We start from the raw sequence: 15,612 nt of genomic DNA on the forward strand, positions 1-15,612 counted from the left end.
AAAACTGATTTGTGAGCATCGCTATGTTTAGCTGGTTTGAAAAAAGGCTCGATCCGTTCCCCGCAGCGGAACCGGTCGAGCCGCCGAAGACGCTGGTTGCCTTCTGCGTGCATTATACGCGCGGCGCCTGGCCTTACATCCTGGTCGATGCGGCGCTGGTGACGGCGATCGCGGTGGCCGAAGTGTGGATGTTCGGCTTCATGGGCCGCATCGTCGACTGGCTGTCCGGACAGAATCGCGAAACCTTCCTGCAGACCGAGAGCTGGAAGCTCGCCGGCATGGCTTTTGTCGTGCTGTTCGCGCTGCCGGGCACGGTATGGCTGCATTCGTTGCTCAACCAGCAGACGCTGATGGGCAACTATCCCATGCGCATCCGCTGGCAAGTGCATCGCTATCTCTTGAAGCAGTCGATGAGCTTCTACCAGGACGAGTTCGCCGGCCGCATCGCCACCAAGCTGATGCAGACGGCGCTCGCCGTGCGCGAATGCGTCATCAAGGTGATCGACGTGCTCAACTACGTCATCGTCTATTTCCTGGGCATGGTGCTGATCGTCGGTTCGGCCGACTGGCGGCTGGCGGCGCCGCTCGGCCTCTGGCTGCTCGGCTATATCGGGCTGTTGCGCTACTTCATCCCGAAGCTTGGCAAGGTCGGCGCGGCGCAGGCCAATGCGCGCTCGACCATGACCGGCCGCGTCGTCGACAGCTACACCAACATCCAGACGGTCAAGCTGTTTTCCCATGCGCGACGCGAAGCAACGTTCGCCAGGGAAGGCATGGCCGGCTTCCTCGACACGGTCTATCAGTCGATGCGGCTGGTGACGGTGCTCTACGGCCTGCTCTATATCCTCAACGCCCTGCTGCTGTTTTCGGTCACCGCGCTGGCGCTGTGGCTGTGGCTCGGCCAGGCGGTATCGATCGGCGCCGTCGCCGTGGTCATCGGCCTGGTGCTCCGGATGTGGGGCATGTCGCAGTGGATCATGTGGGAAATGTCTGGCCTGTTCGAGAACATCGGCACGGTGCAGGACGGCATCGCCTCGATCTCGTTGCCGCGCCTGGTCGAGGACCGGCCGGGGGCGAAGGATATTGCGGTCACCAAGGGCGAAATCCGCTTCGACGACATCCGCTTCCACTATGGCAAGCAGAAGGGCGTCATCGAGAGCCTGTCGCTGACGGTGAAGCCCGGCGAGAAGGTCGGCATTGTCGGCCGCTCTGGCGCGGGCAAGTCGACGCTGGTCAACCTGCTGTTGCGCTTCTACGATTTGGAGAACGGCAGGATCCTGATCGACGGCCAGGAGATTGCATCGGTGACGCAGGATTCGCTGCGCGCGCAGATCGGCATGGTGACGCAGGATACCTCGCTGCTGCACCGTTCGGTGCGCGACAACATCCTCTATGGCCGGCCCGATGCCACGGAAGAGATGCTTGTCGAGGCAGCCGGGCGGGCCGAGGCGCTGGAGTTTATCGGCGGGCTTTCGGACAACACCGGCCGTAAAGGGTTCGACGCTCATGTCGGCGACCGCGGCGTCAAATTGTCCGGCGGCCAGCGGCAACGCATCGCTATTGCTCGCGTTATGTTGAAGGACGCACCGATACTTATCCTTGACGAAGCGACGTCGGCGCTGGATTCCGAAGCCGAGGCCGCCATCCAGGAGAATCTCTACAAGCTCATGCAGGGCAAGACCGTCATCGCCATTGCGCACCGGCTGTCGACCATCGCGGCGATGGACAGGCTTGTCGTCCTCGACAAGGGTCGCGTCATCGAGGAAGGGTCGCACGAGGAACTCGTCGCCAGCGGCGGGCTCTACGCGCAGCTCTGGCAGCGCCAGTCGGGCGGGTTCCTGCTCGACGACGGTCCGGTCGATGCCGCCAATGATGCCATAGCCCACGATATCGGCATGAAGGGAGAAGCCGCGGAGTGATGACATCAGCATGATGACAGCCGTCTACCGCTGGTTCGAGAACTGGGTCTATCCGTTCAGGGAGCCGGCGAATCTTCGGCCACCGTCAAGCGTCGGCGGCTTCCTCTGGTACTATGTCGGCCAGGCGAAGTTCGCCTTCTTCGCCATGCTGGTCATCGGCGGCGTTGCGCCGCTGATCGAGGCCGGGCTGTTCTACTTCGTCGGGCGGCTGGTCGACATTCTCGACCAGCTTCCCGGTGAACGCAGCTGGCACGCGCTGTGGACAGCCGCCGGGCCTGAGCTGGTGTTCATGATCGTGGTGGTGTCGGTCATCCGCACCATCGTCGTCGGCCTGTCGGCGCTGGTCAACGAACAGACGATCACGCCGGGCTTCTACAATCTGGTGCGCTGGCAGGCGCACCGGCATGTGTCGCGGCAGTCCTACACCTTCTTCCAGAACGATTTTGCCGGCCGCATCGCGACAAAAGTCTGGCAGGCGGGGCAAGCGACCGGCGACCTGATGGAAAGCTTCATCGAGGTCATCTGGTTCATGCTCATCTATACGGTGACGACGCTGGCGCTGGTCGCCGGGCTGGATCTGCGCCTGGCCGTGCTGGTGGTGATCTGGATTCTCGCTTTCGCCTGGCTGGCCAAGCTCTATCTGCCCTCGATCCGCAGGCATGCCGAGGCCACGGCTGAAGCTGGCTCGATGATCAATGGGCGTATTATCGATTCCTATTCCAACGTGCAGACGTTGAAGCTGTTCTCGGCCGATGGCGACGATCGCTACATCCGGAACGGCTTCGACATCTATCTTGACGCACTACGGCCTTTCACCCGGCGGCTGACCGGCGTGCGCATGGCGCTGACGACGCTGTCGGGCATCATGATCACCGCGATTGGTTGCTTTGCCGTCTATCTCTGGGTCGAAGGGTCGATCACCGTCGGCGCCGTCGCTTTCACACTGTCCCTGGTCCTGCGGCTCAACATGCTGCTCGGACGGGTGATGATGCAGCTCAACGGCATATTGCGAAACCTCGGTGTGCTGGAAAACTCCAAGGCGCTGATCTCGCAGCCGCTTGGGCTTGTCGACGCGCCCGATGCGAGGGAGCTTGTCGTGGTCGGCGGCCGCATCGACGTGAAGAATGTCGAATTCCACTACGGCAAAGGTTTCGGCGTGCTCAACGGCATCGATCTCGTCGTGCGGCCGGGCGAGAAGGTCGGGCTGGTCGGGCCGTCCGGTGCGGGCAAGACGACACTCGCCAACCTCATCCTGCGGCTCTACGACCTCGAGAGCGGACAGATCACCATTGACGGCCAGAACATCGCTGAGGTGACACAGAATTCGCTGCGCGCCAATATCGGCGTGGTCAGCCAGGATACCGCCCTGTTCCACCGCTCGCTGCGGGACAACATCAAGCTCGGCATGCCCGATGCAACCGATGCCGAGGTGGTCGCTGCGGCGAAGAAGGCCGAGGCGCACGAGTTCATATTGAGCCTGCGCGACAACCGGGACCGTGCTGGCTACGAGGCCTTTGTCGGCGAGCGTGGCGTGAAACTGTCGGGCGGCCAGCGCCAGCGCGTGGCGATCGCCCGCGTCTTCCTCAAGGATGCGCCGATCCTGATCCTCGACGAGGCGACATCGGCACTCGATTCCGACATAGAGGCGGCGATCCAGGAGAACCTGACCCGGCTGATGGAGAACAAGACGGTCATCGCCATCGCGCATCGGCTGTCGACCATCGCCGCACTCGACCGGCTCGTGGTGCTGGACGGCGGCCGCATCGTCGAACAAGGCACGCATGACGAGCTGGTTGCGCTGGACGGGCTCTATGCGCGGCTGTGGAAACGGCAGTCCGGCGGCTTCCTCTATCACGAGGAAAGCGTGCTGGAAGAGACGCGGCCGGCGGAGTAGAACGCGATCATGTCGGTCAGAATGCCCTCGAATTTTGGACAAAGCAGCGCGCAGGAGAGCGCGCTCGACCTGCTCGGCCACGAGATCCTGGCCGAAAAAGCGGCTGCGCTTGGCCGTACCGGCCAACGTGTCGAGGAAACGCTGAAGAAGCTGCGCGAGAATCGTGAGCAAGACCAGCGCGCCCGGCTGCTGAAGGAAGCCGCCGCGGCAGTGCACGCCTATTTCATCCAGCGCGAACTCTGCGGCTTGCGCCGGCACGAGTCGGTGATCCGCGAATACGACATCCCGAGGGCGGTTCTGGTCAGGCTCGGCGCCAGCTAAAGGCCGCCGGCCGACAAACACTCATTCCAGCCATTCGGTGATGAAACTGCCGCTTTCGTGGATATCGGTCGATTCGAGAGGGCCGGGTCCGAGATTGGTGAATTTGTGTGGCGTGTTCGGCGGCACGATCAGGATCTGACCGGCCGTGGCCTCGATCCGCTGGTCGCCGATCGTGAACAGGCCGGTGCCTTGGCGAATGATGAAGATCTCGCAATAAGGATGCGTGTGCAGGCGCGGGCCGCCGCCGACCTCCGGCTGATAGTTGAAGATCAGGCAGGAGTTGGAGCCGTAGGCGCCTAGTTGCAGTTCGCCTTGCCAGCGGCCGGGCGTCCTGGTCCAGGTCTCGCGGTCGATGATGTGTGCCATATCGGCGAGACTAGATCACGGCAACCTGTCCTGTCGAGACAGGGCGGCGAGCCTCGGATTTGCTGAGATTTCCCTGTTGTTTAGCCGCCTTTCCCGGCCGTTTGGCGTCTGGCCGACTGACACGGTGTTTTGTCCCCGCGACAATCTGCCCTTGTGGCCTCACCCCGCTGGACAAAAACGGGCTTCACGCATAAACCGAAATCCAAATGCCGGAGGAATTCGCTAGCTTGTTCGCCATGCGCTGTCGGGCCGGCGCGATGGAGCGGGGAACAAAGCTCGACCGCCGGCTCGGAAGAGGCGAAAGGATCAGGCACCCGTGAGCGCAACCGACACCCAGGATCCCAACCGTCGTGATTTTCTCTACGTCGCCACCGGCATGGCCGCAGTGGTTGGCGCAGGGGCCGTCGCCTGGCCGTTCATCGACCAGATGCGCCCCGATGCCTCGACGCTGGCGCTGGCCTCGGTCGAGGTCGACGTTTCCTCACTGACCCCTGGCATGTCGCTGATCGTCAAATGGCGCGGCAAGCCGGTCGTGGTGCGCAACCGCACCGAGCAAGAGATGAAGGACGGCGAGACCGTCAACCTTGCCGACCTCAAGGATCCGATCGCCCGCAACGCCAATCTGCCGGCCGATGCGCCGGCGACCGACGCCAACCGCACCACGCCCGGCAAGGAAGCCTGGATGGTGATGGTGCAGGTCTGCACGCATCTGGGCTGCATTCCGCTCGGCCAGGAAGGCGATTTCGGCGGCTGGTTCTGCCCGTGCCACGGTTCGCAGTACGACACCGCCGGCCGCATCCGCAAAGGCCCGGCGCCGGAAAACATGGCCGTGCCGGTATTCAAGTTCATTTCCGATACCAAAATCCTTATCGGTTGAGCCAGGGGATATTTCGATGAGCGAGGGACACTCGACCTATACGCCCAAGACCGGTATCGAACGCTGGTTCGACGCCCGCATGCCGCTGCCGCGCATGGTCTATGACAGCTTCATCGCCTATCCGGTGCCGCGCAACCTGAACTATGCGTGGACCTTCGGCGGCATCCTGGCGATTATGCTGGTGGCGCAGATCCTGACCGGCATCGTGCTGGCCATGCACTATACGGCCGACACCAATCTCGCCTTCAATTCGGTCGAGAAGATCATGCGCGACGTGAATTCGGGCTGGCTATTGCGCTATATGCATTCCAACGGCGCTTCGTTCTTCTTCGTCGCCGTCTACATCCACATCTTCCGCGGACTTTATTACGGCTCCTACAAGGCGCCGCGCGAGCTGCTGTGGATCCTCGGCTGCATCATCTACTTGCTGATGATGGCAACCGGCTTCATGGGCTATGTGCTGCCCTGGGGGCAGATGAGCTTCTGGGGCGCCACCGTCATCACCGGCTTCTTCAGCGCCATTCCGCTGGTCGGCGACTGGATCCAGCAGCTGCTGCTCGGCGGTTTCGCCGTCGACAATCCGACGCTCAACCGCTTCTTTGCGCTGCACTATTTGCTGCCGTTCATGATTGCCGGCGTCGTCGTCCTGCACGTCTGGGCGCTGCATGTGGTCGGCCAGTCGAATCCGACCGGCATCGAGGTCAAGTCGAAGACCGACACCGTCGCCTTCACGCCCTATGCGACCATCAAGGACGCGTTCGGCATGATCGTGTTCCTGTTCCTCTTCGCCTATTTCGTCTTCTACCTGCCGAACTTCCTCGGCCATCCGGACAATTACACGATCGCCAACCCGCTGAAGACGCCGGCCCACATCGTGCCGGAATGGTACTTCCTGCCGTTCTACGCGATCCTGCGCGCCATCACCTTCAACATCGGGCCGATCAACTCCAAGCTCGGCGGCGTGCTGTGCATGTTCGGCGCCATCGTCATGCTGTTCCTGGTGCCGTGGCTTGACACCTCCAAGGTGCGCTCGGCGGTCTATCGGCCCTGGTACAAGCTGTTTTTCTGGCTGTTCGTCGCCGACGCTGTCCTGCTCGGATGGCTGGGCTCGCAGCCGGCGGAAGGCGGTGGTCTGTTGACCCTCCTGATAGGTGAGGTCTCGGGCAACTACGTTGGCTACGCTCAAGCGGCGACACTGTTCTACTTCGCCTTCTTCCTGGTCGCGCTGCCGGTGCTGGGCCTTATCGAGACGCCGCGCAGACTGCCGAATTCGATCACCGAGGCGGTGCTGGAGAAGAACAAGGGTGCCGGTGGGGGACATCCGGCCGGTGCGACCTCCGCGCCGGAAACCAAGGGCTGAGCGAGAATCTAAGGGGATTTGGCATGAAAAAGATTCTCACCTCGCTCGCCTTGCTAGGCCTGTTTGCTGGCGGCATCGGAGCGGTCGGCACCGTGGCGATGGCCGCTGAAGAGGCGCACAACGCGGCAGCACCGACGCATTTCCCGATCGACGAACCGAAGGAAATGGACTGGAGCTTTGCCGGTCCGTTCGGCACCTACGACAAGGCGCAGCTGCAGCGCGGCCTGAAGGTCTACAAGGAAGTCTGCTCGGCCTGCCATTCGATGAATTTGGTGGCGTTCCGCACGCTGGAAGGCCTGGGCTATTCAGAGGCGCAGGTGAAGTCCTTTGCCGCCGAATACACCATCCATGACGGTCCCAACGATGCCGGCGACATGTTCGACCGCCCGGGCAAGCCGTCCGACTATTTCCCGGCGCCGTTCGCCAATGAGCAGGCAGCCGCTGCCTCCAACGGTGGCGCTGCTCCGCCGGACATGTCGCTGCTGGCCAAGGCACGCGGCGTCGAGCGCGGCTTCCCGCGCTTCGTGTTCGACATCTTCACCCAGTACGCCCAGGGCGGTCCGGATTACATCCATTCGCTCCTGACCGGCTACGACCAGACGCCGCCGGCCGGCATGGTGATCCCGGAAGGCACGCACTACAATCCTTACTTCATGTCCGGCGTGTCGCTGAAGATGCCCAAGCCGCTGTCCGACGGCCAGGTCACCTATGATGACGGCTCGCCGCAGACGGTCGACCAGTATTCGCGCGACGTCTCGGCCTTCCTGATGTGGGCCGCCGAGCCGCATATGGAAGACCGCAAGAAGACCGGCTTCCGCGTTCTGGTGTTCCTGCTTCTGTTCGGGACGCTGATGTATCTGACCAAGCGCAAGGTGTGGGAAGGCGTGGCGCACTAAGCGCTGCCAGCCACCTATAAAAAAGGGGCGCCGCGAGGCGCCCTTTTGCTTTTCCGGAGGCGGCTTGTCACACGGCCGTCACTGCCGCTGGCGATCCTGTGCCGCCCTCATCAAAGGATCGCACCCATGAAAAGATACGCATCGCTTGCGGCAGGACTGCTGCTGCTCATCGCCGGCTCGGCCGCCCAGGCCGAAGACGCAAAACCCTTCGTCACCAACAAGGACGTCGACCTGACGATGATCCTGCCGCCGCCACCGGCCAATGATTCGGCCGAGACCAAGGCCGAGCTCGGCGCCGTGCTGACGCTGCAGGTGACGCGCACGCCCGAAATGGAGGCCAGCGCCGTTGCCGACGCCGAGGAAGACGTCTGGCGCTTCACCAATGTCATGGGGCCGAATTTCAACAAGGAAAAGCTGCCGAAATTCGCAGCCTTCTTCGATCGTGTCGTGGCCACCGAAGGCGCGGTCGTCGACCCGGCCAAGGATGTCTGGAAGCGCCCGCGACCGCACCAGCTCAGTGATCTCGTCAAGCCGGTGGTCAAGCTGTCGAGCTCTGGTTCCTGGCCTTCCGGCCATGCCACGGTCGGCACCATGATGGGCATTATCCTGGCCGACATGGTTCCGGAAAAGCGCGCCGTGATCATGGCGCGTGCGGCCGAGTATGCCCACAACCGCGTGGTCGGCGGCATCCACTATCCGTCCGATGTCGAGATGGGCAAGATTTCCGGCAGCGTCATTGCCGCCGTCCTGCTTAACCGGGACGACTTCAAGGCCGAGTACGACATAGCCAAGGCCGAGTTGCGTTCCGATCTCGGCATGTAAGCTATTCCCAATAGTCGGCTTTCGACGGAAAGGGGCGCCAAAGGCGTCCCTTTTTCGTTCATGGCTGTGACCAAGAGGCAGTTCGGCAATTCGCCCGTTGGCATGGCGGCATCGGATTGATATTCGACGCAGCAGCTTCTTTCGCCATGGCATTTGGAAATCGATGATGCGGCTACGCGACTGTCACAACTTTTCCGATTTCCGGCGCATGGCGCAGCAGCGGCTGCCTGGACCGATCTTCAACTACATTGACGGCGCGGCGGACGATGAAGTCACCTATCGCCGCAACACCGAGAGTTTCGACAGCTGCGACCTCGTCCCCAACGTATTGCGCGGTGTCAGCGAGATCGACATGTCGGTGACGGTGATGGGCCAGAAGCTGGCAATGCCCGTCTATTGCTCGCCGACCGCCTTGCAGCGGCTGTTCCATCATCAGGGTGAGCGCGCGGTGGCCAAGGCTTCGGCCAAATTCGGCACCATGTTCGGCGTGTCCTCGCTCGGCACCGTCAGCCTCGAGGAAGCACGCAGGATCAGCAGCAGCCCGCAGGTCTACCAGTTCTATTTCCACAAGGACCGCGGCCTCAACCGGGCGATGATGCAGCGGGCAAAGGCGGTTGGCGTCGAGGTGATGATGCTGACCGTCGACAGCATCACCGGAGGAAACCGCGAGCGCGACAAGCGCACCGGCTTTGCCATCCCCTTCAAGCTCAGCCTTGCCGGCATGCTGCAATTCGCGCTGAAGCCGGGCTGGGCGATCAACTATTTCACCCATGAGGGGTTCGAGCTGCCGCAGCTCGACGAGCATGTCGACATGGGCGGCGGCACGATGTCGATCAGCCGCTACTTCACCGAGATGCTCGATCCGTCGATGACATGGGACGACGTCGCCGAGATGGTCAAGCTGTGGGGAGGTCCGTTCTGCCTCAAGGGCGTCATGTCGGTGGAGGATGCCAAACGTGCCGTCGAGATCGGCTGCAGCGGCATTGTGCTGTCGAACCATGGTGGCCGACAGCTGGACGGCTCGAGGGCGGCGTTCGACCAGTTGGCCGAGATCGTCGATGCCGTTGGTGACCGAATAGACGTCATCATGGATGGCGGCGTGCAGCGCGGCACGCATGTGCTCAAGGCGCTGTCGCTGGGCGCCAAGGCTGTTGGCGTCGGGCGCTACTATCTTTTCCCGCTGGCGGCGGCCGGCCAACCAGGCGTCGAGCGGGCGCTCGGGCAGATGCGGGTCGAGATCGAGCGCGGCATGAAGCTGATGGGCTGCAGTTCCATCGAACAATTGTCGCGCACGAATCTCCGATTCAGGTAAGTTCAAGCCATGAAATCGTCACTCGAAGACACGCTGCTCGCCGCGATCCGCACCATTCCGGATTATCCCAAGCCTGGCATTCTGTTTCGCGACATCACCACTCTGCTCGGCAATGCGCGCGCCTTCCGCCGCGCCATCGATGAGCTGGTGCATCCCTATGCCGGGCAGAAGATCGACAAGATCGCCGGCATCGAGGCGCGGGGCTTCATCCTCGGCGGCGCTGTGGCGCATCAGCTTTCAGCCGGCTTCGTGCCGATCCGCAAGAAGGGCAAGCTGCCTTACGAGACGGTGCGCGTCGCCTACAGCCTGGAATACGGGCTGGACGAGATGGAGATGCACAAGGACGGCGTTGCGCCGGGGGAGAAGGTGATCCTGGTCGATGACCTGATCGCCACCGGCGGCACGGCGGAAGCAGCGGTCAAGCTGCTCCGCCAGATCGGTGCCGATATTCTTGCCGCCTGCTTTGTCATCGACCTGCCGGATCTGGGCGGGCGCGCCAAGCTGGAAGCACTGGGTGTGCCGGTGCGGACGTTGATCGGGTTTGAAGGGCATTAGAGTAGGGAGTAGGGAGCTCCGCATTCCATGCAAGGCGCAGCACTCACTACTGCCTACTGCCTACTGCCTATTCCCTACTTCCTACTTCCTACTCAGCCTTCACCAGCACGGCGCTGTCGAACTCCAGCACCTTGTCGCCTGCCGAGTCGACGCCCTCCGAGCGCAGCGCGAGCAGCCGCCAGCCGGGGCGGGTGGCGAGCGGGCGGTGGGACAGGGCCGTGCGCATGAAGGTGACGGTTTCGCCGGCATAGACCGGCTTTGGCCATTTCAGATTCTTGAAACCGGGCGAGGGGCCGAATTCGGGCACCGGGCCGGGGCCGGTCCACCCGGCATCCATGCGGGCCTGGACACTGAGTTTCATCCAGGTGGCGGCGGTGTGCCAGCCTGAGGCGCAGAGGCTGCCGAACACGCTTTTCATTGCCGCCTCCTCGTCGACGTGAAAAGGCTGCGGATCGTATTTGCGGGCGAACGCCTTGATCGCCTCGGCGTCGAATGTGTGCGAACCGAGGTTGATGGTTTCACCAATGCGGAAGAACTCGTCGAGGCTCATGCGCCCGCCTCCCGGGTCAGGAACATGACGGTGTTTTCGAGTTCAAAGACACTTTCGCCACGCTGGTTGAGCAACTCGCTGCGAAACGTGACCAGGCCAAGCTGAGGGCGTGACTTCGACAGGCGCCTGGCGACCACACCGGTCCTGCCGGAAAGCGTATCGCCTTCCAGCACCGGCTTCTTCCATTTGACATGGTCGATGCCGGGCGCACCTTGCGCGGTCGAGTCGAGCAGGAAGGCGTCGCACAACATGCGCATGAAGATCGCGCAGGTGTGCCAGCCGGAGGCAGCGAGCCCGCCAAGGATGCTGGCCTTGCCAGCTTCCTCGTCGAGATGCATCGGCTGCGGATCGAACTCGGCGGCGAATTCGACGATCTCGGCCGCACTCACCTTTTTGGCGCCGAGGTCGATCGACGCGCCCTCGGTGAAATCCTCATAGGCCCAGCTTTTTCCGGTCATGATCCTAATCCGGTTCAAGGTTGTACGATCACCGGGCATCCGGATGCCGTCCGGGAGGCGTTTGGTCAAGCGAATTCTGTTGGGCCTAAAGCGCCTCGCGTTTGAACGGAATCAGGCGACGCGCTTTAGTTTTTTGTTTTTATGCATGTCGTTCTCTCAAAACCGGGACCACTTTTGAGCGACATGCATTAGAGCCAGCCGCGGCGGCGGAAATACCAGAAGGGCAGGATCGCCGACAGGATCATCAGGCCGATAGCGAAGGGATAGCCGAGCTCCCATTTCAGCTCCGGAATGATGTCGAAATTCATGCCGTAGATCGAGGCCACCAGCGTCGGCGGCAGGAAGATGACGGCGGCGACGGAGAAGATCTTGATGATGGCGTTCTGTTCGATCGAGATCATGCCCAGCGTGGCATCGAGCAGGAACGAGATCTTCTGCGACAGGAAGGTGGCGTGGTCGGCGAGCGACAGCACGTCGCGCGATACGGTCTTGATGCGGGCGCGGATGTCCTTGCTCATCTTGGTCTGGGTCGCGACATGGGCAAGGAAGCCGGTGAGGCGCTGCAGCGAGATCAGGCTGTCGCGGATCGAGGAGGCGATGTCCTCCTTGCGGCCGATGGCCTTGAGCAGTTCCTGGAAATCGCGGTTGCGCTTGTTCACCTTGGTCGAGCGCGCTTCGAAGATGTCGCGCGAGATCGTCTCGATGTCACGGCCTGCGCGTTCGAGAATGTCGGCGAGGCGATCGACGATCGCCTCCAGCAGGCCGATCAGGATGGTGTTGCCGGTGGTGCAGCCGGTCGCCACCTTCTCGGCGCGCAGCGGAAAGGTCTTGAACGCCTTCGGCTCATGATAGCGGATGGTGACCAGTCTCGGACCGGCAAGGACGAAGGTGACCGGCGACATCAGCGGATCGTCGACCTCGGTCTGCGCCGGCAGAGTGGCGGTCATGAAATAGGCACCGTCCTCGATATAGAGGCGGCTCGAAATCTCGATCTCCTCCATCTCCTCGCGCGTCGGAATGGCGACGCCGAGCCAGGTCTCGATCGTTGCTTCCTCTTCCTTGGTCGGATTGAGAAGGTCGGCCCAGACGACCTGATCGCCATTGGCCACAAGATCGTCGGCGAGGCGCAGGCGGTCATTGTCGACGACGAAGGCCTTGATCATCGCCGGTCTCCGTTGGTTGAGCCCAAGAGGTTTCGTTCGATAGCGATGGGTCTTGCAGGTGCAGCCGTTCCCCACGGGGGCGGCCAAGTCGCATGCAGACGGCCTTAGACCCGGTGCCAAGGGCAGTCAAGCTAAGCAGCATGCCGGTCTTCCACTTGACGACGCTGTGATCGGCCGCCGTCAGCGCGCCGCCCGCGATCCGCCCGGAGGCTCAGGTGTTGAACTTGAACAGCAGCACGTCGCCGTCCTGGACGACATATTCCTTGCCTTCGTCGCGCGCCTTGCCGGCTTCCTTGGCCGCCACTTCGCCGCCCAGCGTGATGTAGTCGTTGTAGGCGATGGTCTGGGCGCGGATGAAGCCGCGCTCGAAATCGGTGTGGATGACGCCGGCGGCCTGCGGGGCCTTGTCGCCCTTGTGGATGGTCCAGGCGCGCGTTTCCTTCGGCCCGGCGGTGAAATAGGTGATCAGGTGCAGCAGGTCGTAGCCGGCGCGGATGACCTTGTTCAGGCCAGGCTCGTCGAGCCCGAGCGAAGACAGGAATTCCATCTCTTCCTCGTCGGAGAGCTGGGCGACTTCTGCCTCGATCGCGGCCGAGATGACAACCGTGCCGGCGCCCTGCGCGGTCGCCATCTTCTCCACCGCCTTGGTGTGCTCGTTGCCGGTGGCAGCGTCGGCCTCGGCGACGTTGCAGACATAGAGCACGGGGTGCGAGGTCAACAGGTTCAGCCCCTGCAGGATGCGCAAATCCTCCGCTGAAATGCCCTTGAGCAGGATGCGGGTCGGCTTGCCGGCCTGGAGGAGTTCGAGTGCAGCCTCCATCATCGGCAACACGGTGGTTGCTTCCTTGTCCTTGCTGCCGGCGCGCTTGCGGAACTGCACGATGCGGCGCTCGAGGCTGTCGAGGTCGGCGAGCATCAGCTCGGTCTCGACTGTATCGGCGTCGGCGACAGGGTCGATCTTGCCCTCGACATGGGTGATGTCGTCATCCTCGAAGCAGCGCAGCACATGCACGATGGCGTCGACCTCGCGGATGTTGGCGAGGAACTGGTTGCCCAGCCCTTCGCCCTTGGAGGCGCCGCGCACCAGGCCGGCAATGTCGACGAAGGAGATGCGGGTCGGGATGATCTCCTTCGACTTGGCGGTCGCGGCGATCTTCTGCAGCCGAGGATCGGGCACCGCCACCTCGCCGGTGTTCGGTTCGATGGTGCAGAACGGATAGTTGGCGGCCTGCGCCGCCGCCGTCCTGGTCAACGCGTTGAAAAGCGTCGACTTGCCGACGTTGGGCAAGCCAACGATGCCGCATTTGAAACCCATTTTGTCCGGTCCTATCGGGAAATCGAAATTTGATGAGGGCTATGGGCGATAGGGGTGAGGAACGTCAAGCCCTGCGGTCCCGATAGCGTCGACACTCAGTCCTTCTTGCCGAACAGTTTCTTCAGCATCGCGGCCATCGGACCGCTTTCCGGCAGCTTGGTCGGCGCCTGCTGTGGCCGCGCCTGGCGGATGCGGCTCTGTGCCTTAGGCGCCTTGGGCGGCGGCCGGTCGTCATCGCCGGTCGGCACGAGCTTGTCGCGCAGGGCGAGCGTCACCCGGTTCATGAAGGAACTGTCGTCGCCCTTCGCCAGCAACCCGGCATCGTCGGCGATGGTGCCGAGCAGCACGTCCAGCCATTCGCGGTCGGCCTTGGCGAAATCGCCGAGCACATGGCCGTGCACCATTTCCCTCACACCGGGGTGGCCGACGCCGATGCGCACGCGGCGAAAATTCTTGCCGACATGCTGGTCGAGCGAGCGGATGCCGTTATGGCCGCCGGCGCCGCCGCCGACCTTGACCCGCAATTTGCCGGCCGGCAGGTCGATCTCGTCATAAAAGACGGTCAGTGCTTCGGGGCCGAGCTTGTAGAAGCGCAAGGCTTCGCCGATCGCCTGTCCCGACAGGTTCATGAAGGTCTGCGGCTTGATCAGGAGAATCTTGTCGCCGGCAATCGTGCCTTCGGCGATCAGGCCCTGGAACTTCTTCGACCAGGGCGAAAAGGAATGGCGGCGGGCGATTGCGTCCGCCGCCATGAAGCCGACATTGTGCCGGTTATCAGCGTATTTCGCGCCCGGATTGCCGAGGCCTGCAAAGACAAGCATCGTCTGCTCCGGGCCTGAAAATTACTTCTCTTCGGCAGCAGGGGCCGCCACTTCGGGGGCTGCTGCTTCCGCCGTCTCTTCCGTCTCCGGCTTCATCGCCGAGGAGCCGGCAATGGTCGCGATGGTGAAGTCGCGGTCGGAGATCACCGGCTTGACGCCGGCCGGCAGGGTCACAGCCGAGATGTGGATCGAATCGCCAATGTCGGCGCCGGTGAGATCGACGGTGATGAATTCCGGGATCGCATTGGCCGGGCAGTGGAACTCGACTTCGTGACGCACGATGTTGAGCACGCCGCCGCGCTTGATGCCGGGCGACTTGTCTTCATTGATGAAGTGGACAGGCACGTCGACATTGACCTGGGTGTCCTTGCCGATGCGCAGGAAGTCGACATGGACCGGGAAATCCTTGACCGGGTCGAGCTGGAAATCCTTGGGCAGAACCTGGATCTTGTTGCCGTCGACGTCGATCGTGGCGATCGTGGTCAGAAACCCGCCGCCGTGGATCTTGTAGTAGACGTCCTTGTAGTTCAGCGCGATAGCCAGGGGAGGCTGTCTGTCGCCGTAAATGACTGCAGGCACTTTACCGTTACGGCGAACTGCACGGGCGGACCCCTTACCGACCTGTTCGCGCGCTTCGGCCTTGAGCTCGTAAGTATCGTGGCTCATGGCATTTCCTTTCGCGTGTTATGGAGCGTTTGCGGCGGGCAATGTGCCTGGACCGTAAACGTCGAAAGCCGCCAGGCCTGGATGTCCGAATGCGAGAAGCCGCATACGCGGACCTTTATTCGGGATCACAAGGGAAGGCAGCCTTCCGCCGCGTTGCCTCCAAGGGTGTCTACGCGGGTGGCGGCTCTATAGCGGAAGGCGGGAAAGGGTGCAAGCCATGAGCCTTACGGGCCTTATGCCGGCATCGGCTGCGTGAATATACAGCGTCGACCTGGAAATGCATGCGTCTTGCAAAGAGCCGATGCGACTGGCAGGTT

The 15,612-nt window shown here is 62.5% G+C and carries 16 protein-coding genes; 9 read left to right on the forward strand and 7 right to left on the reverse strand.

What is annotated here, in order from left to right:
* Nucleotides 1-23: 23 nt before the first annotated feature.
* From AC1D1B_RS13775 to AC1D1B_RS13785, 3 genes are read left to right on the forward strand one after another with little or no spacing between them, the layout of a single operon-like run.
* The gene (locus AC1D1B_RS13775) at nt 24-1,919 is read left to right on the forward strand and encodes an ABC transporter ATP-binding protein (RefSeq protein ID WP_477332946.1); all 1,896 of its coding nucleotides are present in this window, start codon (nt 24-26) and stop codon (nt 1,917-1,919) included.
* A gap of 10 nt (nt 1,920-1,929) precedes the next feature.
* On the forward strand, nt 1,930-3,813 hold the full coding sequence (locus AC1D1B_RS13780) for an ABC transporter ATP-binding protein (protein ID WP_477332948.1): 1,884 nt from the start codon (nt 1,930-1,932) through the stop codon (nt 3,811-3,813).
* Nucleotides 3,814-3,822: 9 nt separating this feature from the next.
* The gene (locus tag AC1D1B_RS13785) at nt 3,823-4,134 is read left to right on the forward strand and encodes a DUF6665 family protein (RefSeq protein ID WP_477238612.1); all 312 of its coding nucleotides are present in this window, start codon (nt 3,823-3,825) and stop codon (nt 4,132-4,134) included.
* A 21-nt stretch (nt 4,135-4,155) separates the two neighbouring features.
* Here AC1D1B_RS13785 and AC1D1B_RS13790 read toward each other — a convergent pair whose 3' ends face one another.
* Nucleotides 4,156-4,500: a cupin domain-containing protein gene (locus tag AC1D1B_RS13790; protein ID WP_477332950.1), complete on the reverse strand. Its 345-nt coding sequence runs from the start codon at nt 4,498-4,500 to the stop codon at nt 4,156-4,158.
* Nucleotides 4,501-4,816: 316 nt separating this feature from the next.
* Here AC1D1B_RS13790 and petA point away from each other — a divergent pair, with 316 nt between their 5' ends.
* From petA to AC1D1B_RS13820, 6 genes are all read left to right on the forward strand, one after another.
* Entirely contained in the window at nt 4,817-5,377 is a 561-nt protein-coding gene (petA, locus tag AC1D1B_RS13795) for a ubiquinol-cytochrome c reductase iron-sulfur subunit (RefSeq protein ID WP_181061343.1), read from the forward strand.
* Between the two features lie 16 nt (nt 5,378-5,393).
* Nucleotides 5,394-6,737 (forward strand): cytochrome b, encoded by a 1,344-nt coding sequence (locus tag AC1D1B_RS13800; RefSeq protein WP_181061344.1) that lies wholly within the window; start codon nt 5,394-5,396, stop codon nt 6,735-6,737.
* Nucleotides 6,738-6,760: 23 nt separating this feature from the next.
* Nucleotides 6,761-7,633: a cytochrome c1 gene (locus AC1D1B_RS13805; protein WP_477332952.1), complete on the forward strand. Its 873-nt coding sequence runs from the start codon at nt 6,761-6,763 to the stop codon at nt 7,631-7,633.
* A gap of 126 nt (nt 7,634-7,759) precedes the next feature.
* Nucleotides 7,760-8,455: an acid phosphatase gene (locus AC1D1B_RS13810; RefSeq protein WP_477332954.1), complete on the forward strand. Its 696-nt coding sequence runs from the start codon at nt 7,760-7,762 to the stop codon at nt 8,453-8,455.
* 166 nt (nt 8,456-8,621) lie between these two features.
* Nucleotides 8,622-9,767 (forward strand): alpha-hydroxy acid oxidase, encoded by a 1,146-nt coding sequence (locus AC1D1B_RS13815; protein ID WP_477332956.1) that lies wholly within the window; start codon nt 8,622-8,624, stop codon nt 9,765-9,767.
* A gap of 9 nt (nt 9,768-9,776) precedes the next feature.
* Nucleotides 9,777-10,322, forward strand: coding sequence for an adenine phosphoribosyltransferase (locus tag AC1D1B_RS13820; RefSeq protein WP_013529989.1), 546 nt, complete (start codon nt 9,777-9,779; stop codon nt 10,320-10,322).
* Between the two features lie 88 nt (nt 10,323-10,410).
* Here AC1D1B_RS13820 and AC1D1B_RS13825 read toward each other — a convergent pair whose 3' ends face one another.
* From AC1D1B_RS13825 to AC1D1B_RS13850, 6 genes are all read right to left on the reverse strand, one after another.
* The gene (locus tag AC1D1B_RS13825; protein WP_477332958.1) at nt 10,411-10,872 is read right to left on the reverse strand and encodes a MaoC family dehydratase; all 462 of its coding nucleotides are present in this window, start codon (nt 10,870-10,872) and stop codon (nt 10,411-10,413) included.
* Complete coding sequence (locus tag AC1D1B_RS13830) at nt 10,869-11,330, reverse strand: MaoC family dehydratase (RefSeq protein WP_477332960.1); 462 nt, start codon at nt 11,328-11,330, stop codon at nt 10,869-10,871. The genes AC1D1B_RS13825 and AC1D1B_RS13830 overlap by 4 nt, the downstream gene beginning before the upstream one ends.
* Nucleotides 11,331-11,518: 188 nt before the next feature.
* Complete coding sequence (gene corA, locus AC1D1B_RS13835) at nt 11,519-12,493, reverse strand: magnesium/cobalt transporter CorA (RefSeq protein WP_477332962.1); 975 nt, start codon at nt 12,491-12,493, stop codon at nt 11,519-11,521.
* A 211-nt stretch (nt 12,494-12,704) separates the two neighbouring features.
* Nucleotides 12,705-13,808 (reverse strand): redox-regulated ATPase YchF, encoded by a 1,104-nt coding sequence (gene ychF / locus AC1D1B_RS13840; RefSeq protein WP_477332964.1) that lies wholly within the window; start codon nt 13,806-13,808, stop codon nt 12,705-12,707.
* Between the two features lie 95 nt (nt 13,809-13,903).
* Nucleotides 13,904-14,629, reverse strand: coding sequence for an aminoacyl-tRNA hydrolase (gene pth / locus AC1D1B_RS13845; protein ID WP_477332966.1), 726 nt, complete (start codon nt 14,627-14,629; stop codon nt 13,904-13,906).
* Between the two features lie 21 nt (nt 14,630-14,650).
* Nucleotides 14,651-15,295: a 50S ribosomal protein L25/general stress protein Ctc gene (locus AC1D1B_RS13850; RefSeq protein WP_477332968.1), complete on the reverse strand. Its 645-nt coding sequence runs from the start codon at nt 15,293-15,295 to the stop codon at nt 14,651-14,653.
* Nucleotides 15,296-15,612: the final 317 nt, after the last annotated feature.

The organism is Mesorhizobium sp. P2_C5_2, assembly GCF_056404535.1.